Origin of the sequence: Streptomyces paradoxus (assembly GCF_014202475.1) — a bacterium.
Classification (GTDB): domain Bacteria; phylum Actinomycetota; class Actinomycetes; order Streptomycetales; family Streptomycetaceae; genus Streptomyces; species Streptomyces paradoxus.
Genome location: NZ_JACHGV010000002.1, coordinates 306,492 through 325,931, shown reverse-complemented (window position 1 = coordinate 325,931; position 19,440 = coordinate 306,492). Strand labels below are relative to the sequence as shown.

Here is a 19,440-nt window from a genome sequence, read left to right as displayed (position 1 = left end):
CTCCGTCATCGATCGTAAGGGCAGGGCATGGGACGACCTGACCTGAATCGCAGGCAGCTTCTCGGCGGGCTCGGCGGACTCCTCGTCGCCGGCGGCTTCGGCTTCGCCGCGCTCGGCACCGGAGCCGACGCACTCGCCGCCGGCGCGCACCCGCGCGTGCGCTACTGGAACCTCTTCAGCGGCGGCGACGGCTCCAACATGATCGCGATGCTGGACGCCTTCCGTGAGGACAACCCGGACATCGCCGTCAAGGACTCCACCCTCCAGTGGGGCAACCCCTTCTACACCAAGCTCGCCATGGCGGCCGCGGGCAACCGCGCCCCCGACCTCGGCGTCATGCACCTGGGCCGCGTCACCGGCTTCTCGCCCGGCCGCCTCCTCGACCCCTGGGACGTCGGCCTGCTGGCCAAGTACGGCGTCCGCCAAGAGGACTTCAACCCCGCCCTGTGGAAGCGCGCCGTCGTCGACGGCAAGCTCTACGCCCTCCCCCTCGACATCCACGTCCAGCTCTGCTTCTACCGCAAGGACGTGCTGAAGAAGGCCGGGCTGCTCGGCGCCGACGGCCGGATCGTGCCGGTCACCTCCGCCGACGAGTGGTTCGACGTCCTCAAGGAGGCCAAGCGGGCCACGAAGAAAGGGCTCCAGACCATCGGCCTGTGGGCCAACGACCAGAACTTCCAGTGGTGGTTCTTCGTCGCCTTCTACACCCAGCTCGGCGGCACCTGGTTCAACGCCGCGAACACCGAGGTCACCTTCGACACCGACAAGGCCGTCCAGGTCCTCACGTTCCTGCGCAGGCACCTCACCGACGGCTACGCCGACCCGGGCTTCGCGGGCCCCGCCGGCGCCGAACAGTTCATCAACGGCTCCCCCTTCGTCTGGGAGGGCAACTGGTCGGTCCCGGTCTACTCCGGCGCGAAGCTCGACTACGGCGCGACCCCGCTGCCGCCCGTCTTCGGCAAGCAGGCCACGCACGCCGAGTCGCACGCCTTCGTCCTGCCGCACCAGTCCGGCCGCGGCGGCGCCACCAACGAGGCCGCCCACCGGCTCGCCGCCTACGTCGTCACCCACGCCCGGCAGTGGGCGGCCGGCGGCCACATCCCCGCGTACACGCCCACGCTGTCCACAGCGGCGTACCAGAAGCTGGACCCGCAGAGCGCATACGTCTCCGCCATGAACCACCAGGCCACCGAGCCGAAGGTGTGGTTCGCGGGCTCCACCGGCATCCTCGCCCAGCGCGTCGGCCCGATCGTCGCCGCCTCGACGATGGGCTCCACCCGGCCCGAGAACGCCGCCCGCCGGATGAAGGGCGCACTCACCCAGCTGCTGGCCATGAAGAACCCCATGGACGGCATGACCGCCGCGGAAGGAGGCGCGGCCGCATGACGACCAGCCCCCAGACCGGCGCGCACGCCATCGCCCGGGCCATCGCCGCCCCCGCACCCGCACGCGCGAAGACCGCCGCCGCGAGCGCCACCCTGCGTCGCGGTCAGGGCTTCCAGCACGGCGGCTGGTTCGTGGCCCCGTTCCTGCTCCTCTTCGCCCTGTTCGTGATCTGGCCGCTCCTGAGGGGCGTCTACCTCAGCTTCACGGACGCCAACATCACCGGCGAGGGCGCGAGCTTCGTCGGCCTCGACAACTACCGCGAGGCCCTCCGGGACCCCCTGGTGTGGGACTCCCTCGGCCACAGCGCGTACTTCACGCTCCTGGTCGTGCCGTGCATCACGGTCCTCGCCTTCCTCCTCGCGATGCTGGCGCATCACATCGAACGCGGCAAGTGGCTGTGGCGGCTGTGCTTCTTCGCCCCGTTCCTGCTGCCGTCGACCGTCGCGGGCAACCTCTGGCAGTGGCTGTTCAACCCCGGCACCGGCATGGTCAACCACGTCTTCGGCCTCGACACGCCCTGGCTGACCGACACGTCGTACGCCATGCTCGCCATCGTCATCACGACCCTGTGGTGGACGGTCGGCTTCAGCTTCCTGCTCTACCTCGCCGCGCTCCAGGGCATCCCGGGCCACCTCTACGAGGCCGCCCGGCTGGACGGGGCGAACGCCTGGCACCGCATGGTCCACATCACCCTGCCGATGCTCCGCAGCATCACCGGCCTCGTCATCGCCCTGCAGATCCTCGCCTCGCTCCAGGTCTTCGACCAGGCCGTGGTGATGATGGACTTCGGCCCCGGCCCCGAGGAGTCCACCCGCACCTTCGTGCAGTTCACCCTCGAAGAGGGCTTCACCAGCTACCGCGTGGGCTACGCCTCCGCCATCTCCGTCATCTTCTTCGTGATCATCGCGGCCGTCGCCCTCGCCCGGATGTGGCTGCTGCGCAACCGTGAGGAGAGCGCCCGATGACCACCAAGGCGTGGACGCCCGGCCAGATCCTGCTCACTTTCCTCGGCACGGCCGTGTCGGCCGTCTTCCTCGCCCCCTTCGCCTGGGGCCTGTTCACCTCGCTCAAGTCCGAGACCGAGGCGGTGGAGGTCCCGCCGCACTGGCTCCCCGAGGACTGGACGGGCCAGGCCTGGAAGGCCCTGTTCGACTCCGGCAACATCACCAATTGGTTCGTGAACTCCCTGGTCGTCTCGGTCTGCGTGACATCCGTCGTCCTGCTGGTGAGCGCCCTGGCCGGCTACGGCTTCGCCCGCACCGAGTTCCGCGGCAAGGGCGTCCTGATGGGCCTGGTCATGGCGGGTCTGATGATCTCGCCCGCCGTCCTCGGCGTGCCGCTTTTCACCACCGTCCAGCAGATGGGCATGGTCGACACCTACTGGGGCATGATCCTGCCGCAGTGCGCACCCGCCGCGATGGTCTACATCCTCTACAAGTTCTTCCAGGGCATCCCGCGCGAACTGGAGGAGGCCGCCTTCATCGACGGCGCCGGCCGCTGGCGCGTCTTCTTCACCATCGTCCTCCCGCTGTCCCGCCCCTCCCTGGCGGCGGTCGGCATCTTCACCTTCATCGCCTCGTGGAACAACTTCCTCTGGCCGTACATGGTGACCAACAACCCCGACCTGATGACCATGCCGAACGGCATCGCCACCGTGATGAACTCCTACGGCATCCAATGGGCCCAGCTCATGGCCGGCGGCCTGATGGCGGGCCTGCCGCTGATCACCGTCTTCGTCTTCTTCCAGAGGCAGATAGTGGCGGGCGTGGCCCACACGGGCTTGGCGGGCCAGTAAACAGCGCCCGAAGGGGCGCGGGCTGTGCTCCATGTGCGGCTCCGCCGCGTGGGCGCGAACAACCCCCACAGGCCCGCACCCGCCCACGAAAGAGAACCACCCACCCCGAAAGGCGAAAATGCAAAAGGCCCGCTTCACCCTCGACCCCGCATTCACGGTCGGCGAGGTCAACCCTCGCCTCTTCGGCAGCTTCGTGGAACACCTCGGCCGCTGCGTCTACACCGGCGTCTTCGAACCGGACCACCCCACCGCCGACGACAAGGGCCTGCGCCAGGACGTCCTGGAACTCGTCAGGGAACTCGGCGTCACCGCCGTCCGCTACCCCGGCGGCAACTTCGTCTCCGGCTACAAGTGGGAGGACTCCGTCGGCCCCGCCGAGGACCGCCCCCGCCGCCTCGACCTCGCCTGGCACTCGACGGAGTCCAACCGCTTCGGCCTCTCCGAGTACATCGACTTCCTGCGCAAGATCGGCCCCCAGGCCGAGCCGATGATGGCCGTCAACCTCGGCACGCGCGGCGTCGCCGAAGCCCTCGAACTCCAGGAGTACGCCAACCACACCGAGGGCACCGCCCTGTCCGACCTCCGGGCGAGCCACGGCGACAAGGACCCCTTCGGCATCCGGCTGTGGTGCCTCGGCAACGAGATGGACGGCCCCTGGCAGACCGGCCACAAGACGGCCGAGGAGTACGGCCGGGTCGCCGCCGAGACGGCCCGGGCCATGCGCCAGATGGACCCCGGCGTCGAACTCGTCGCCTGCGGCTCCTCCAGCCAGTCCATGCCGACCTTCGCCGAGTGGGAGGCGACGGTCCTGAAGGAGACCTACGACCTCGTCGACTACATCTCGCTGCACGCCTACTACTGGCCCGAGGACGGCGACCTCGACTCCTTCCTGGCTTCAGCCGTCGACATGGAGTCCTTCATCGACAACGTCGTCGCGACCGCCGACCACGTGGGCGCCCGCCTGAAGTCGAAGAAGAAGATCAACCTCTCCTTCGACGAGTGGAACGTCTGGTACCTGCCCGAGTGGGAGGCCCGCGCCAGGACCTTCGAGCAGGACGACTGGCCCGAGGCCCCGCGCCTGCTGGAGGACAACTACAGCGTGACGGACGCGGTCGTCTTCGGCTCGCTCCTCATCGCCCTGCTCCGGCACGCCGACCGCGTCACGGTCGCCTGCCTCGCCCAGCTCGTCAACGTCATCGCACCGATCATGACCGAGCCCGGCGGCCCGGCCTGGCGGCAGACCACGTTCTTCCCGTTCGCGCAGGCGGCCCGGTACGGCCGCGGCCAGGTCCTCGACGTCCGCGTGGACTCGCCGACGTACGAGACGCGGAAGTACGGCGAGACCGACCTGCTGCACGCCACCGCCGTGCGCGCCGAGGACGGCACCGTCACCGTCTTCGCGGTCAACCGCAGCCGCACCGACGCCCTGCCGCTCGAAGTCGCCCTGTCCGCCCTCGGGCTGACGCGGGTCGTCGGGCACAGCGCCCTCGCGGACGCCGACCCCGACGCCCGCAACACCCTCGACGACCCCGAGCGGGTCGCCCCCCACCCGGTCGAGGGCACGGCTCTCCGGGACGGCACGCTGAACGCCGTCCTGGAGCCGCTGTCCTGGAACGTGATCCGGCTGGCCTGACGGCCCGGGTCAGCGTTCGATGCGCCGGGGCGGCCTCCGGGGCGGTGACCGCCTCCCACTCGCGGGGTGCGTCGCCGCTCCGGCCGGACGCGGCGCCCGCCGGCCCGGCACCCGCCGTGGCGAGTCCGAGCCCCGCCCCCGCACCGCCAACCCGCTGATGAAACGCCTTCTCCGCACGGGATTCCCCTCCCTGCCGGCAGCCCTGAAGGGCCAACACCGTGAGCCGGCGGCGGAGAAGGCAAGGCACGGGGACGGATCGATCCGGTCACACCGGTCTGACCGGCACCCCGCCCGCCGCCGCGCCCAGCAGCGTCAGCCGCACCTCGCCCGGCCCGGAGGGGGTGGTCCCGTCGGACAGCACCGCAAGAGCCAGGGTGTTGGCGCCCCGTGTGCGCAGGATGCCGTTCGGCAGGACGAAGGTGTGCTGCGGGCCGACGTCGTTGATGTACTGGCCCATGTTCCAGCCGTTGACGAAGATCTGGACGCGGTAGGCCCGGTCCGGATCGTCGTCGAGGACGAGCCCGACCGAGGCGTCGACGCCCGGGGGGACGTCCAGCCGGAAGTCCGTCCGGTACCAGGTGACGCCCTGCCGCCGGCCGGCCGCGGGGAGCTCGGCGTCCTTCCAGTCCCCGTCGTCGTACTCGGGCAGATGCCAGCCCTCGCGCTCGCCGTGCAGCCCGCCGTTGTTCATCGGCCCGCGCACGGGATCCGGTGCGGCGGCGCCCTGGATGCGCCACGTCACCTCGGGGGAGCCGCCCTCGAAGGTGACGGCGGTCAGTCCGCGCGCGGCCTTGTGCGTATCGCGCGCCTCGCCGTCCATGTCGTGCTGCATCCGCCGGACGAGCACGGACAGCACGTGCCGCTGCTCCGGGTCTGCGTCACGGAGCTTCTCGCGCAGCCGCTTGGGCAGGCCGAAGCCGGCCTTCGCGGTCCACGTCCCCTGCCGCGCCCGGTCCTTGTCCGGCACGGGCATCCGGTGCGTGCCCAGCGGCTCGCCGTCCAGCCAGGCCATCAGCAGGCCCTGCGTGCCCGTGCTGTAGGCGAGGGACACGGACTCGACGCCGTTGCCGCCGGTCCACTCGCCGCGGTACCAGACGTCGCCGTAGTGGAAGCCGTAGTCGTCGGCGAACAGGACGGGCTGCCCGTCGGGCACGGGCGTGGTGCTGAACGTGGTCTCCTTGTCGGCCGTCGTCCAGTCCGAGTCGTCGAAGTCCGGCTCGGCCTCCGGGTTCCCGGCCCGTCGCCGCCAGCCGTCCAGGGCGGGCAGCGCCGGCCGGGTCACCCCGGGCAGCGGCCGCAGCGCCAGCAGACTTCCGGAGGCGCTGATCCGGGTGGGGACCGGGCGCCCGTTCCAGGTGACGTGGGTGATCCCGCGCGGCCCCCACACCTCCAGGCCGGTCGCGCCGGTGGTGTCGCCGGTGAGGTGGACCGTGGAGCCGCGCAGCTCGGCCGAGCGCAGCAGGGCGGGACCGTAGACGAGGAGCGGGCCGGACGGGGTCTCGTAGGGCCACAGCCGCAGGGCGGTGGCGTCGTCGGCGAACAGCACCAGCATCGGCGTGTCCACCCCGTCGCCCTCGACCCGCACCCGGCTCAGCCCGCCGGCGCCGAGCGGAGCGGTGATGTTCAGCTTGTTGAGGTTCCAGGACCACGCGGGCTCCGCGTCCAGCCGCATGGGTGTCGGCTCGTCGGGGCACTCCAGCACGACCTGCGCGAGATCACCCCGCCGGCCCGCGAACACGGCGATGTCCTGCCGTCCGGCGGTCAGGCTCAGCATCGGCTGCACGGTGGCGTGCACCAGCGTCCGCCGCCCGAGCCTCAGATTCGCGGCGATCAGCTTGGCGTCGCGGGCCGGGACCATGACCGGCACGTCGATCCCGGCGTCCGGAAGCGGCGCGGAGACCGCCTCGCCGGTGTCGTTGCGCAGCACGTAGAAGCGGGCCCCGGTGTCGGGGTTGGCCAGGGGATAGACCTTGATCCGCTCGTCGGCCGCCCGCACGGACTTCGCCCGGTTCAGCCGGGCGAGGTCGGGCACGGACCGCAGCAACTGCCCGATCTGGTGCATCGGGGCGAGCTTCGGGGTGGCGTTGCGGGCCTCGTCGAACGCGGCGCCGTAGTCGTACGAGGTGTAGACGGCCGGCGCGGGCAGCCAGCCCCAGGAGGTGCCGCCGTAGGTCATGTAGACGTTGTGCAGCGTGATGCCGTTGGCGAGGTTGGTGAGGTAGAAGCGCCGCTCGTACGCCGCGTCCCGGGTCCGGCGCGCCTCGGCGTACCCCTTGCCGTCGAACCAGGACCCGCCCCACGGGTCGAACCAGCCCCCGCCGAATTCGGGCACGAACCCGGGCGTCCTCGGGCTGGCCGTGGCGCCGCCCTTCCTGCCGCCCGTCCCGAACGACCCCCAGTCCGGCGGCACCTCGTCCGGCTCCGGGTACCCGTCGAACCCGTACAGCCAGCGCCCCTTCTCGCCGCCGGTGCCGAACGAGCCCGGGGCCCAGTGGCCGCCCGGCCCCTTGTCGTTGTGGAACAGCGGCACGTCGATGCCGTCGGCGCGGACCTTCTCGTACAGGTACGACATGTAGGCGCGCCCGGACGGCTCGTCGACGTGCGCGTCGTACTCGTTCTCGATCTGGTAGAGCAGCACCGTGCCCGTGCCCCGGGTGAACAGGCGCCCCGCGACGATGGCGTTGACCGCGGTCAGCCACTCGTCGACGTAGCGCAGATACGTCGGGTCGGAGGTCCGGGCCCGGCCCTCGGTGGCGGTCAGCCAGCCGGGGAAGCCGCCGGCGTCGACCTCCGCGTTGATGTACGGCCCGGGGCGCAGGATCACGTACATCCCCGTCTCGGCGGCCGTCCGCAGGAACAGGTCCAGGTCGCGCACGCCGGTGAAGTCGTACCGGCCGGGGGCGGGGGAGTGGTGGTTCCAGGCGACGTAGACGCTGACCGCGTTAAAGCCGTGGGCGCGCATCTTCTCCAGCACGTCCCGCCACAGCGAGGGGCTCGGCAGCCGGAAGGGGTGCATCTCGCCCGACCAGAGGACCAGGCGGCGGCCGTCGACGACCAGCGAGTGGTGGTCGAAGCCGATCTCGTGCGGCCTGCCGTCCGCGCTCGGCACCGGGGGCGGCGGGCCGGTGGGCGCGGTGCGTGCCGGGTGGGCGGAGGTCGGCGACCCACTGCCGGTCAGCGCGAAGCCGAGCGCCGCCGTGCCGGCCAGAGCGTGGAAGGTACGCCTGCTGAGCTCCAAGGGAGCGCCTCCTGTTGTGCCATGCGTTACGTGGTGCGTGTGCTTGTCGTACGGGGTGCGTGTGCTCGATGTGGTGCGGGGTGCGTGTGCTCCATGTCTACAGGGTGACGGCCACAATGGTCCTATGAGGATCTCGGCACGTGCGGACTACGCGGTACGAGCGGTCGTGGAGCTGGCCGTCCGGCAGGGGGAGGGGCCGGTCAAGGCGGAGGCCGTCGCCACCGCGCAGGACATCCCCCACAAGTTCCTGGAGGGGATCCTCGGCGATCTGCGGCGCGGGGGCGTCGTCGACAGCCGGCGCGGCGGGGGCGGCGGCTACCGGCTGGCCCGGGAGGCCGCCGAGATCACGGTGGCGGACGTGATCCGGGCCGTCGACGGCCCGATCGTGTCCGTGCGCGGGGAGCGGCCGACCGGCCTCGCCTACTCCGGCACGGCCGAGCCGCTGCTGCCGTTGTGGATCGCCCTGCGGGCCAATGTCCGCAGGATCCTGGAGGGCGTGACGATCGCCGACCTCGCGGCCGGGGCGCTGCCGGAGCCGGTGGAGCGGCTGGCGGCGGAACCGGCGGCCTGGGAGAACCCCTGAGGGGTGGCGGCCGTTCGCGGCGCTGTGCGGGATCCTCATTCCGTCCTCGGGATGTCCTCGGTCTGACGCACTGGTGCAACGCACCCTATGCGCCTGCCGGTACCGGGTGAATTCCCGCCAGTGTGAATGGCCGGACAGCGACCTGGCCGGCCCCTGCCGTCCTGCGTACGATGCGACCGCTCCCGCTCTTCACATCTCCTTCATGGAATGGTCACAGGCCGGGGGTGCGTGTACTTGTCGCTTTGACATGTGCATGCTCATTCAATCCACCCCCCACGAACGGATGGGAGAACCATGGCCGGTGGCCTGCTTCTGAGCGGCGCGGTAGCCGCGCTCCTCACCAGCGCACTGCCCGCACAAGCTCCGTCCTCCGGGTTCGACGACCCGCCCCCGGACAAGATCATCATCCAGGTCGCCACGGTGAACGGCTCGGGCTGTCCGCAGGGCACGGCAGCGGTCGCCGTCTCCGAGGACAACACCGCCTTCACGGTGACCTACAGCGACTACCTCGCCCAGGCCGGCGGAAGCTCCGACCCGACCGCGTTCCGCAGGAACTGCCAGCTCAACCTGAAGGTCCACGTCCCCGGCGGCTTCACCTACGCCATCGCGAGCGCGGACTACCGGGGATTCGCCTCCCTGCAGCGGGGCGCGAGCGCCACCCAGCGGGCCTCGTACTACTTCCAGGGCTCGCCCAGCACGGTGTACAGGAACCACCCCTTCAGCGGCCCCCTCAACGACAACTGGCAGGCCACCGACGAGACGGACTGGGCCCAACTGGTCTACGCACCCTGCGGAGTCCAGCGCAACTTCAACATCAACACCGAAATCCGTGTCAACGCCGGCACCCAGTCGGCCGACAAGGTCAGCTTCATGACGATGGACTCGACGGACGGGGACATCAGCACGGTGTACCACCTGGCGTGGAAGCAGTGCCCGAAGAAGTCGTGATGATGTGAACGGGGGGCGGCCTCACCGGGCCCGTGGTCCGGTGAGGCCGCCCCTTCGTGGTCCTACGCGTCGTCCGGCCGGTGGCCGGGGCCGGCCCCGGCCACCGCTGTACCGAGAACAACGTATGCGGCGAGGGCCGGAATCGGTATGTGCCCGCCCACGCGGTCGATGTCGTCTATGAAGTATCCGGAGAGCACCACCCAGACCAGCCCGCCGACGAGGACGAACACGGTGTTGCCGGTCTCCCGCAGCACCAGCATGCCGAACCACAGCAGCAGGGGCATGAGTGCCCACGAAGCGGCCGTGGTGAAAAGGAACTCGAAGGCGCCGGAGAACAGTGTGTCTCCACTCGCGGCCGCGCTGTCGCGTGCCCACGCGTAGCCGCCGGACATGACGGCGTGACAGGCCGCGGTGGCGGCGGCGACGGTCAGGGCGCCCTTGGCGTGGCGTACGTACCGAATCACGGAACTCCTCGCTCCTCGCAGGCCGATGGGCCCCAACACGAGTGTGTCGGGGCCCACGGATGTGTGCGGACGGCGACCACGGGGTGGCCGGTCCCTCAGGTACTACAGGGCGCGCTCCAGGGCGTTGGCGTAGAGCCGGGCGCCGGCGATCTTCGGGTGGAACGACTTCATCGACGGGTTGGGCGAATCGTTGTCCGCCTCGGACCGGCCGTCCGTGACGATACCGTGGATGGATTCGGGGTCACCGCAGATCGCCTTGTCCTTGAAGTCGGACGCGGGGTCCACGAACGTGGCTCCCGCCGACGTCGCGGCGGCCTTCATCTCCTGGCTCAGCTTCGGAGCGACCTCGTCGTTCAGCCACGGCGCCTCCTCGGTACCGATACCCGGGATGCACTGACCGTTCCCGGACAGCAGCGGCGGGTAGCCCACGAGGTAGACCTTGGCCTGCGGCGCACGGGACTTGATCTGGTTGAGGACCTTGACGATCCTCGGCTTGACCTCGTTGGCGAGCCAGTTGGGCATGAAGTCCTTGAGCGGACCGGTCATCTCGCCGGTCTTGTCGCCCGTGTCCGGGTTCCGCTTCTCGATCTCGGCGTTCTGGCAGAGGCTCAGTCCGGCCTTCCAGACGCATTCGTTGAACACGTCCGTGAACAGGGAGTCGTTACCGCCGATGGCGATGGTCACGATGTCCGTGTTCTGGTCGAGGTAACCGAGGTCCATCTGCGGCAGCGAGTTCTGCTGCCCCTTGCCGCCCGACCAGACGTTGTAGGTGCGGGCGCCCGAGCAGGCGATGAAGCTCAGGTCGACGTTGCCGTAGTCGTCGGAGATCTTTCCGATGGACTGGGACCTGCCGGGCAGGGTCGCCTGCCGGATCCAGGCCTGCTTGGAGCGGTGGCACTTGTTGACGATCTCGCTGTTGCCGAGATCCTCCTTGTAGTCCGTCTCCCGGAAGTAGTCCTTGCCGCCCTCGTTGTCGGCGCCCTCGCCGGAGGCGAAGGAGTCACCCATGCCGACCACGTGCGTCGGGTTGGCGCCGAGCGTCTGGAAGGCGATGGCGTCCCAGGCGATGTCGACGCCCGGAGCCTCTTCGGTGATGTTGGACAGGGACACCGACGGGGTTCCGGTGAAGTTGAAGACGCCGAGCGACCGCCACTCGTTGCTGCGGATGCGCTGCGGAGCGACACGCTGCGGAGACTTGGAGTCGGTGCCCGACACCGAGTACGTCGCCTGCTGGGACCGTGCCGCCACGTTCGGCATGTGGACCAGGACCCGGGTCCAGCCCTTGACCGCGCTGGGGCCGGTCCAGGTGCCGGTGGCCTTCAGCCGCTGATCCGTCCCCGGGGAACTGCCCTTACGGGTGGTGGAGAACCAGATGTGGTTCCCGTACCCGACACCGAGCTGATGGGTGTCCATCTTGGCCGAGGGCGTGGCGAAGTCGAACTTGAACGAGCCGGCCGACTTGCCGGTGTCGAAGCAGCGTCTGCCGTCCTTGCCCGCGATCCGCTGACCGGAGTTCACGTTGTCGACGATGTACGTGGTTCCCGGGATGTCGGAGTCGCAACGGGGCGGGTGGGAGTTGCCGTCCGCCTCTTCCGGGTAGGTGCTGTTGAAGCGGAAGATCTCGTTGCCGCAGGCACCGGCTTCGCAGTTCTTCCACTCGACCTTCTTGTTCCACCAGCACCGGAAGTCCGAACGCTGGCAGGGACCCGTAGCGGGCGAGTCGTTCGACGCGCCTTCCTTGATCTTGTCCGGGTCGCACTCGTTGGAGCCGTCACAGAACAGTGCGACCGGCGGCTTGGCCAGGGTGCGGAACATGGGCTCGGTCCACCAGGCCGGCCGGAAACCGTGGACGAGGGTGCCCGGCGCCTCCAGCGCCTCCAGCGGGCGCGCGGCCCAGCCGATGACCTTCTCCGGGTACGGCCAGAACTGCGGCTTGGCGGCGTGGGAGTAGTCGTCCCCACCGTTCTCGTTCTCCAGGAACGGGGTCCGGTTGGGCTTGTAGGTGGGGCTTGCCGGGTTGTTGGCCCAGCCCACGCCCCACTTGCCCCCGTTCTTGCCCGCGTCCGCCTGCTCGTAGAACCCGGAGTTGTAGGCCCACAGGGCGAAGAACCAGTTCTCGATGGCCTTCGGGTCACCGTTGTTGACGGTGAGGCCGGCCTTGCGGGTCTGGTTCCACTTCTCGGCGAGGATGTTCACACCGGCCGCGACGTTCGCGGTGTAGTCCAGCGCGACGGCGTCCTGGTACGCGCGCGGCTTGGACGGCCGGACCTCGCCGTTCTGGTACGGCTTGCCGGGCAGCCGCATGCCGTCGGTGACCTGCGTGATGCCGTAACCGCAGTCCGCGGCACGCCAGTTGATGGCCCAGGGGTCGTCGACCTCGCCGTGCTCGTTGTGGACGAGGCCGTAGTAGTTGCCGATGAGACTGTTGGCGGTGGTGCCCGGTGCGGCGAAGCGGGTGGCCTGCCACATGTTGGACTCCTGGGCGGTGATGCCGAGGAACACCTGGGCCGGTATGCGCCCGCCGCCGGAGAGCGGGGTGAGGCCGCCGATGAGGGCCTGCGGCGAGTAGGCCCCCATGCCCATGTTCTTCCAGTTGGCGGCACGGGCCACGTGCTTGTCCATCGTGCCTTCGATGGCCCGGTTGACGGCCCATTCGATCTGCCGCGGCTTCGGCTGGAAGGCCTGCTTCTGCGGGTTGCCCCGCTCCACGGCGCAGGTGCGCTCCGACTCCGGCTCCGCGATGTTCAGCAGCGCCGTCTTCTTGCCGCCCACGGTGCCACCGCTCTTGGAGGGAGCGGTGCCGAGCGCCGGGGACCGGTTCTCGCCCTCGGCCGGGTCCGGATTGACCGGGGACGCGGCCGGGTTGGCCTCGAAGACGGGCTCGCTGCCGGTGGGCAGGTGGCTCATCTCGATGCGGGCCGTGCGTGCCGTGTCGTATTCCGAGGGGCGGATGCGGGTGTCCTTGCCGTCGGCCCACGCGGCGCTGACGACGGACCGGGCTCGGGTGGAGGCGGTGGCGTCCTTGTCGATTCCGCCCGGGTTCCGCACGTCCTTGGGCAGGGTGCCGACGTTCTTCGCCGTGCCGGTGACGATCGTGGTGCCGTCGGCGGCGCGGGTGAGGTCCATGCCGGTGAGGTTGCCCTCGGCGACCGTCCTGGCCTTGACGGCCTTGCCCTTGAGCTGCTCGCCGGTCAGGTACTTGACCTCGGACGTGTTGCCGGCGGACGCGGCCTCGGCGGGCTTCGCGGCGGCGGCGCGGGCCAGCACCTTCTTCGCGGCCCGCGCGTCGTGCGTGCGGTCCAGGAAGGCGATGCCGCCGCCCTTGGTGACGGACAGGCTGAAGGGCGTGTTCTCCGTGCGCGTGACCAGCTCTGTCTTCCCGCCCGCGGTGACCCGGACGATCGCGTTGCCCTGCGCGGCGACGATGCCGCCTCGGGTCGGGACCGCGGAGGTGATCTGGCCCTTCACCGTGGTCTTCTTCGTCTTGCCCGTACGGGCGTCGACGGTGATCAGGCGGGTCTCGTTCCTGTCCGACGTGTTCTCGTCGGTGAACTGCGAGAGCACCGCCTGCTCGCCGTCGCCGCAGCCGGGCGAGAAGTAGGCGAGGCTCGCCTGGAACGGGAGCTTCGTGACCTCGCCCGAGTTCAGATCCACGGCAGCCGTGAAGGCGCCCCGGGCCATGAGGTCGGGCTTGTTGGTGAAGGTGCGCGGCGCGTAGGCGACCAGGGCGCGGTCACCGGAGGCGGTGACGCAGGCGTTGCCGATCCAGGTGTCGGTGTCGGAGAACCCGGGTTCGACGAGGGTCGCGGCGGTCTTCCAGCGGTAGCCGTCGGCCTCCGCGGCGGTCATGAGGTGGAAGCCGGTGGCGTCACCGATGGTGGTCCACGAGGTGTCGGAGGACGTGGCGTAGCCGCTGCCGAGCACCTTGTCCCGCTTCTTGGCGGGAACGCGGTCCTTGTCGCCGTTCTCGTCCGCCTTCACGCGGGGCGCGGCGGAGCCGGACCAGCCCTCGGCGGCGTTCGGGGGTGGCGTCGGTGCCTGCTGGGGGGCGGCTTGCGCCTGGATCGCGGTTCCGAACGCAATCGCGGTGGCGATGGCGCAACTGATGGGAACGCGCGCGTACGTGTGCCTTCTGGCCCGTCTCAAAGAACGTCTCCATGAGTGAGAGGTGGGGGATCGCTCGTGCGCGGGCGCAATGGAGCCCCGGCACGTGCGTGGATGCGTTGAAGGGGGCGGAAGGGACCGCGACCGCAGAGGCGAGCGGCACATCGGCGTGCCCATCGCTCTGTCGGGTTTCTGTGAAAGTCGTCGACCGTCGCTGTGCTCGGACGAAGAATGAGCCAGGCTCTCTACGGCTCAGAAGCGCTGTGCGCGGCGTGCTCGATGGCCGATATGGCCCAGGCCACAGTGGCGGCCCGCGCAGCAGGTGTCAGACATTCCTGTTCCTTCCCCCGTTTCGACGCGACGGGGGGAACCTGGTCATACGAGTGCCGTGGTCAACAGCACGTGCTCCCCCCGAGCGGCACATGGGGACCGGGTGATGAGACCGGGTCGCCTGAGTGCGTGGTCACTGTAGACGCAGGGACCATCAGAAATAAGCACTGATCGGGTACATGGCAAAAACAAGGTCATGTTCAGGAGAGCGCAGGGCAGGGCGCACCGTCTCCTGATCTGTGAACTTTCCGGGGAGCCGGACGGGAAGGCCGGGGGGCGGGGCTCAGTACGTTGGCTGATTCCCGCCCGTCCGGTCTGACGTGCAAAAACCTTTGCCCGCTTGCGTGTGCGATGCGCTACGGTCTGTGCGACCAGATCATCTGACTGTCACTCATAGGGGGAAAATGTGAAGACCGGAATGCGTCTGGGTGGCGTCTGTGCCGTCCTGCTTGCCGCGACAGCGATGACGCCCACCGCGTCGGCCGTGGACCAGTCCGGCCCGAAGGCGAGCGCTGCGATCCAGACCGTGGACATCAAGGGCGTCAAGGTCGCCAAGGAGGCGTCGGCCGAGACCAAGCGGATCATCGAGGCCGAGGCGGGAGTCGCCGCGGCGGCCGCCAACGTGTGCGGATCCGGCTACACCATCTCCACCGGGGCTGCCCGCTACGGGACCTACGGCACCACCTACACGTGGACCAACGGCAAGACCACGGGCGACCGGTACTACGACAAGCCGATCTGCGCCGTGTTCTTCAACGACACCGGCGCGGCGCACTACATGGGGATCCGGCTGAAGGACAACTACACCGATACGCCCCACAAGGAGGACTTCGGCACCTTCAGCACCTACGCCGGGCCCGTCTACCAGAATCGCGGCTACTGCGGCGAGGCGTACTCCTACATGAAGGTCGGAAGCAGGGTCGTCGTCGACAACATCCTCACCGTGGGATCCTGCAACTGACGTCACGTCACCTCACGAAGTGCTGTGCCCGCGTCATGCGGGCGCAGCACTGCTCCTGGTCCGAGCCGCGGTGGGTGAGGGCCGGTCAGTCCTGCGGCGCCAGTGCCGCGGCCGTGGCCTTCACGAAGGCCTCCGGGTTGTCCAGCATGATGTTGTGGCCGCAGTCGGGGACCGCGACGACGGAGACGCCGGCCTCGGTGAGGGCGTCGGTGCCCGGGAGCGGGCCGTCGGACTCCGGGAGCAGGAACGTGCGGGGGATCTTCAGCTCAAGCAGCAGTTCCCGCATCGTCGGGACCGTGCCGCGGACGAGATGCAACGCGCTGCGGTGCAGGGCCTCGCGGCCGGCCAGGCGCATCGTGGACCACCAGTGCGGGCCGGCCCGGTCGCGGACCTCCTCCCAGCCGCCGCCCGTCACGAACTCCTCCTCGGAGTACGCGGCGATGCCGCTGCTGCCCTGGGAGCCGGGCGCGCGCGGGATCGGGTCCAGGTTGGCGTCGATGAGCACCAGGCGCGAGACCAGGTGGGGATGACGGGCCGCAAGGACGATCGCCACCGAGCCGCCCATGCTGTGGGCGATCACGTCGGCGGCCGAGACTCCCGCCGCCGTCAGGGCGTCGGCGAGGGCGTCGGCGTGTGATTCCAGCGTGTAGCCGAAGTGCGCCGGGCGGTCGCTGATGCCGTGTCCCAGGAGGTCGATCAGGAGGGAACGGTGTCCGGCCAGGCGGGGATCGACCGCGACTTCCGTGAAGTAGGCGGGCGAGGTGGCGCCCAGTCCGTGCACGTAGACGCGTGGCGGTTCCTGCCCCGGCAGTTCGACCCAGCGGATGCGGTCGCCCTCGGGCGTTACGGCGGCGCTGCGCACGGTCTGCTCTCCTGCGGTCACGACGATGGAAGACACGAGAGTAGCCACCGAGGTTGGATGAGCCATGGAGTTTTTCTGCTGTCACCGCGACCGGCCCCGCTCCCTGCCGTTGCGTGAGGAGCTGGGGGAGGCGCACTGGGCCTATATGGACCGGTACGAGGCGGAGTTGATCGCCCGGGGGCCGACTTTCGCGGATGACGGTGAGACGCCCACGGGCAGTGTGCACATCGTCGACCTGCCGGATGTCGCCGCCGCCCGCGCGTTCGCCTTCGACGAGCCCAACTACCAGGCCGGGGTGTACCGGGACGTGCTGCTGCGGCGGTGGCGCAATCTGCTGGGGCGGACCATGTGGGAGTTTCCCGGCGGGCGGACGGGTGGGGCGCGGTACCTCGTCCTCGGCTTCGGGGCGGGGGCGGGTGCCGATCTCGAAGTGCCGAGCGGCCTGCGGGACGATCTGATCGCGTACGGGCCGCTGCTGTCCGACGACGGTGACGCGTGGGTGGGTACGGCCGCACTGGTCCGTGCCCCTGACCCGGAGGCCGCGCGAGCCGTGCTGACGCCGGGGCGGTACGAGGGCATCGAGGTGCACGCCTGGGAGTTCGGCGGGCGGCGGTGAAGAGCGGGTCCGGAGGTTACTGACAGTGCACCCCCGCCCGGCGGCTGCGTGCTGCCGGCGGGGGTGCAGTGGAGGTGGAAGCGCGGTCGGCATGACCCACCGTGACCGGTTCACGGAAAGCGAGCCAGAACCCCTGGAGTTGCACGAAGCCACCCAGGTCACCCTGTCGACCGGTTCCGCCCCGGCGACACCGGACGCCACCCGCGCGGCGATGCAGCCCGTAAGCCGTCGTCGCTGTCAGGCGGACTGCCGGAGTCCGTGCGGCGGGGAGGGGGACAGGGAGCGCGCCGAGTGCGCCGCACCACCGCGGCCGTCCCAGTTGAGGATCTCCCAGGCGAAACCGACGATGCCGGCCTGGAGCCGCGACTCCACCTGTAACTTGGCCAGGATCTGGGCCACATGGGCCTTCGCGGTGCGCTCGGTGATGGCGAGCCGGGCGGCGATGGTCCGGTTCGCCGCCCCCTTCGCCAGCAGCCGGAAGACCTCGAGCTCACGGTCGGACAGCTGCTGCACCCGGGCCATGGCCGCGTCCCAGGCACCGTCGTGGGTCAAGACCGCCTGCCGGTCGGTGGCGAGGTAGGGGACCCGGACGGGCGGGCTCAGGATCTCTGTGCTGCTCATACCGGTTTTCATTGCTCCTCGGTGATGGGCTGAGCCGTGGGCTTCGCCGCGAGCATGGTCTCGACGTAATCGGCGATCGCGGTGACGGTGGGAACACGGAAGAGCTGGTCGATCGGTACCTCGACGCCGAGCTCGGCGGTGATGCCGCGCTGGATGCGCATCATGGCCAGTGACTGGCCGCCGAGGACGAAGAAGTCGTCGTCGTCGGAGAACTCCTCCAGCCGCAGCTCGCTGCTCCAGATGTCGCGGATCTTCGACTTGATCATATGAGGGGGCTCCTGTTCAGCTGCCGCTCGTCCGCGGGTGGCCGGCCGCCCGCGCGGCGAGCTCCCTACGGTCGGTCTTGCCGTTCGGGTTGAGAGGGAAGGAGTCCACGGGGACCAGGCGCCGGGGCACCATGTTCCGCGGCATGACCCGCAACAGCTCAGCGCGCAGTGCCTGTCCGTCGAACTTCTCCGACGGGCCGGTCCCGGCGGGTACGACGTAGGCGACCAGCACCGTCTCCCCGTCAGGCCCGCCGCCGATGTCCGGGACCGCCACGACGGCCGCGTCGGACACCCGCGGGTTCGCGCGCAGTTGGTGCTCGACGTCGCCAAGTTCGATCCGCATCCCGTGGATCTTCACCCGGGCGTCAGTGCGGCCCACCACGACGAGGCCGTTCTGCGCGGTCAGCCGGCCCCGGTCGCCGGTTCGGTAGGCGCGCACCGGGCCCGTGGGCGTGGCCAGTTCGGTGAACCACTCCCGGCCGGCCCCGTCACCGCCGAGGTAGCCGGCCCCCACGCTCAGCCCGGAGATGCAGATCTCGCCGGTCCCACCGTCCGGCACCGGCCGCCCCTCCTCGTCGAGGACGTGGACCACGGTGTTGTGCACGGGCGTGCCCACTGGGGCCGGGCCGCCCTCATAGCGGGCGAAGTCGCTGAGCAGGTGGGCGGTCGCCACGTCGGTGCACTCGGCCACCCCGTACTGGTGCCACAGGGCGGTGGTGTTGCCCTTCCGCTCGGCCCAGTCCCGGACCCGGGCCGGGTTCAGTGGCTCGCCGCCGATGAAGACGTGGTCGACGCCGGTGAGGGCGTCCGTGCCGAGCGCCTGCTCCTGCTCGATGAGGACGTACAGCGTGCTCGGCGCGCAGTGCAGGGTCTTCACCCCGTACCCCGCGATCAGGCGGTACGCCATCGCCGGGTCGAAGGCGCGGCTGGGCAGCAGATGGATCGGCGCGCCGGTGAACAGCGGTGCCATCAGAGCACGCTGACTGATGTCGAAGCCGAACGAGCTGACGGTCAGGCCGCTGGACCCGGTGCCGAGGTCGTGTGCCGTGCGCAGCCAGTGCAGCAGGTTGTACCAGCCCTCGTGGCGTACCGCTGTCGCCTTGGGCCTGCCGGTGGAGCCGGACGTGTGGACGACGTAACAGAGGTCGTCGCCGGTGAGCGGCACGTCCGGGTCGGCCGACGGCAGGTCCGTCGGCTCGCCGGCCAGCTCCCGGGCGGTCTCCTCCGCCACCAGCAGTTTGGCCCCCTCCCGGCCGACCAGTTCGGCGGTGGCCGAGGACGCCACCACATGACCGAGCTCGTGGAGCTGCCCGGTCATCAGCCGCAGCCGGTCCGCCGGGTAGGCGGGGTCGAGCGGCACGTAGGCGGCCCCGGACTTCAGGACTCCGAGGATGGCGGCCATCAGCTCGGGGCTCCGGTCGAGGCAGATGCCGACGAGTGCACCGGGGCCGACGCCCTCGGCGATCAGGCGGTGCGCGAAGCGGTTGGCACGGGCGTTCAGCTCGGCGAAGGTGAGGGTGCTCGCCCCGCAGGTCAGAGCGGTGCTGTCGGGACGGCTGCGGGCGTGTGCCTCGAACTCGCGGTGGACCAGAGGTGTTTCGGGCAACGGCAGGATCGAGCCGACCAGGGGCAT

Annotated in this window: 15 protein-coding genes; 8 read left to right on the top strand and 7 right to left on the bottom strand. The window is 70.1% G+C overall.

The window, feature by feature from the left end; all coding sequences use genetic code 11:
• Positions 1-27 precede the first annotated feature (27 nt).
• From HNR57_RS06445 to arfA, 4 genes are all read left to right on the top strand, one after another.
• The gene (locus tag HNR57_RS06445) at positions 28-1,386 is read left to right on the top strand and encodes an extracellular solute-binding protein (protein ID WP_184557487.1); all 1,359 of its coding nucleotides are present in this window, start codon (positions 28-30) and stop codon (positions 1,384-1,386) included.
• A complete protein-coding gene (locus tag HNR57_RS06440; RefSeq protein WP_184557484.1) occupies positions 1,383-2,351 on the top strand; it encodes a carbohydrate ABC transporter permease in 969 nt (322 codons plus the stop codon). Before HNR57_RS06445 ends, HNR57_RS06440 begins: the two co-directional genes overlap by 4 nt.
• The gene (locus tag HNR57_RS06435; RefSeq protein WP_184557481.1) at positions 2,348-3,181 is read left to right on the top strand and encodes a carbohydrate ABC transporter permease; all 834 of its coding nucleotides are present in this window, start codon (positions 2,348-2,350) and stop codon (positions 3,179-3,181) included. The genes HNR57_RS06440 and HNR57_RS06435 overlap by 4 nt, the downstream gene beginning before the upstream one ends.
• 118 nt (positions 3,182-3,299) lie before the next feature.
• On the top strand, positions 3,300-4,814 hold the full coding sequence (arfA, locus tag HNR57_RS06430) for an arabinosylfuranosidase ArfA (protein ID WP_184557478.1): 1,515 nt from the start codon (positions 3,300-3,302) through the stop codon (positions 4,812-4,814).
• Between the two features lie 265 nt (positions 4,815-5,079).
• Here the strand turns inward: arfA and HNR57_RS06425 are convergent, their stop codons facing one another.
• The gene (locus HNR57_RS06425) at positions 5,080-8,052 is read right to left on the bottom strand and encodes a glycoside hydrolase family 35 protein (RefSeq protein ID WP_184557475.1); all 2,973 of its coding nucleotides are present in this window, start codon (positions 8,050-8,052) and stop codon (positions 5,080-5,082) included.
• A gap of 124 nt (positions 8,053-8,176) precedes the next feature.
• On the opposite strand from HNR57_RS06425, the gene HNR57_RS06420 reads away from it, so the two are divergent.
• Both HNR57_RS06420 and HNR57_RS06415 read left to right on the top strand, forming a co-directional pair.
• Positions 8,177-8,635, top strand: a complete 459-nt coding sequence (locus tag HNR57_RS06420; protein WP_020272842.1) for an RrF2 family transcriptional regulator — start codon at positions 8,177-8,179, stop codon at positions 8,633-8,635.
• Positions 8,636-8,929: 294 nt separating this feature from the next.
• Complete coding sequence (locus HNR57_RS06415) at positions 8,930-9,583, top strand: DUF4360 domain-containing protein (protein WP_184557472.1); 654 nt, start codon at positions 8,930-8,932, stop codon at positions 9,581-9,583.
• Positions 9,584-9,645: 62 nt separating this feature from the next.
• Here HNR57_RS06415 and HNR57_RS06410 read toward each other — a convergent pair whose 3' ends face one another.
• Together HNR57_RS06410 and HNR57_RS06405 are read right to left on the bottom strand one after the other, a co-directional pair.
• On the bottom strand, positions 9,646-10,047 hold the full coding sequence (locus tag HNR57_RS06410; protein ID WP_184557469.1) for a hypothetical protein: 402 nt from the start codon (positions 10,045-10,047) through the stop codon (positions 9,646-9,648).
• Positions 10,048-10,149: 102 nt separating this feature from the next.
• Entirely contained in the window at positions 10,150-14,193 is a 4,044-nt protein-coding gene (locus HNR57_RS06405) for a GDSL-type esterase/lipase family protein (protein ID WP_246554318.1), read from the bottom strand.
• Between the two features lie 751 nt (positions 14,194-14,944).
• On the opposite strand from HNR57_RS06405, the gene HNR57_RS06400 reads away from it, so the two are divergent.
• Positions 14,945-15,442 carry a hypothetical protein gene (locus HNR57_RS06400; protein ID WP_246554315.1) on the top strand — a complete coding sequence of 166 codons (498 nt, stop codon included), beginning with the start codon at positions 14,945-14,947 and terminating at the stop codon, positions 15,440-15,442.
• Between the two features lie 85 nt (positions 15,443-15,527).
• Here HNR57_RS06400 and HNR57_RS06395 read toward each other — a convergent pair whose 3' ends face one another.
• Positions 15,528-16,304, bottom strand: a complete 777-nt coding sequence (locus HNR57_RS06395) for an alpha/beta fold hydrolase (protein ID WP_184558847.1) — start codon at positions 16,302-16,304, stop codon at positions 15,528-15,530.
• A gap of 64 nt (positions 16,305-16,368) precedes the next feature.
• Here HNR57_RS06395 and HNR57_RS06390 point away from each other — a divergent pair, with 64 nt between their 5' ends.
• Positions 16,369-16,920 (top strand): YciI family protein, encoded by a 552-nt coding sequence (locus HNR57_RS06390; protein ID WP_184557464.1) that lies wholly within the window; start codon positions 16,369-16,371, stop codon positions 16,918-16,920.
• Between the two features lie 237 nt (positions 16,921-17,157).
• Here the strand turns inward: HNR57_RS06390 and HNR57_RS06385 are convergent, their stop codons facing one another.
• From HNR57_RS06385 to HNR57_RS06375, 3 genes are read right to left on the bottom strand one after another with little or no spacing between them, the layout of a single operon-like run.
• Positions 17,158-17,541, bottom strand: a complete 384-nt coding sequence (locus tag HNR57_RS06385; RefSeq protein ID WP_221342151.1) for a helix-turn-helix domain-containing protein — start codon at positions 17,539-17,541, stop codon at positions 17,158-17,160.
• A gap of 8 nt (positions 17,542-17,549) precedes the next feature.
• Complete coding sequence (locus tag HNR57_RS06380) at positions 17,550-17,807, bottom strand: acyl carrier protein (protein WP_184557458.1); 258 nt, start codon at positions 17,805-17,807, stop codon at positions 17,550-17,552.
• A gap of 16 nt (positions 17,808-17,823) precedes the next feature.
• Positions 17,824-19,440, bottom strand: coding sequence for an amino acid adenylation domain-containing protein (locus tag HNR57_RS06375; protein ID WP_184557455.1), 1,617 nt, complete (start codon positions 19,438-19,440; stop codon positions 17,824-17,826).

What these genes read in the sequence shown, in the direction of transcription:
- HNR57_RS06415 (WP_184557472.1), top strand. Translation starts at nt 8,930, where the DNA reads ATGGCCGGTGGCCTGCTTCTGAGCGGCGCGGTAGCCGCGCTCCTCACC.
- HNR57_RS06390 (WP_184557464.1), top strand. Translation starts at nt 16,369, where the DNA reads ATGGAGTTTTTCTGCTGTCACCGCGACCGGCCCCGCTCCCTGCCGTTG.
- HNR57_RS06375 (WP_184557455.1), bottom strand. Translation starts at nt 19,440, where the DNA reads ATGCCCCTGGTCGGCTCGATCCTGCCGTTGCCCGAAACACCTCTGGTC.
- HNR57_RS06445 (WP_184557487.1), top strand. Translation starts at nt 28, where the DNA reads ATGGGACGACCTGACCTGAATCGCAGGCAGCTTCTCGGCGGGCTCGGC.
- HNR57_RS06385 (WP_221342151.1), bottom strand. Translation starts at nt 17,541, where the DNA reads ATGAGCAGCACAGAGATCCTGAGCCCGCCCGTCCGGGTCCCCTACCTC.
- HNR57_RS06420 (WP_020272842.1), top strand. Translation starts at nt 8,177, where the DNA reads ATGAGGATCTCGGCACGTGCGGACTACGCGGTACGAGCGGTCGTGGAG.
- HNR57_RS06400 (WP_246554315.1), top strand. Translation starts at nt 14,945, where the DNA reads ATGACGCCCACCGCGTCGGCCGTGGACCAGTCCGGCCCGAAGGCGAGC.
- arfA (WP_184557478.1), top strand. Translation starts at nt 3,300, where the DNA reads ATGCAAAAGGCCCGCTTCACCCTCGACCCCGCATTCACGGTCGGCGAG.
- HNR57_RS06435 (WP_184557481.1), top strand. Translation starts at nt 2,348, where the DNA reads ATGACCACCAAGGCGTGGACGCCCGGCCAGATCCTGCTCACTTTCCTC.
- HNR57_RS06380 (WP_184557458.1), bottom strand. Translation starts at nt 17,807, where the DNA reads ATGATCAAGTCGAAGATCCGCGACATCTGGAGCAGCGAGCTGCGGCTG.
- HNR57_RS06440 (WP_184557484.1), top strand. Translation starts at nt 1,383, where the DNA reads ATGACGACCAGCCCCCAGACCGGCGCGCACGCCATCGCCCGGGCCATC.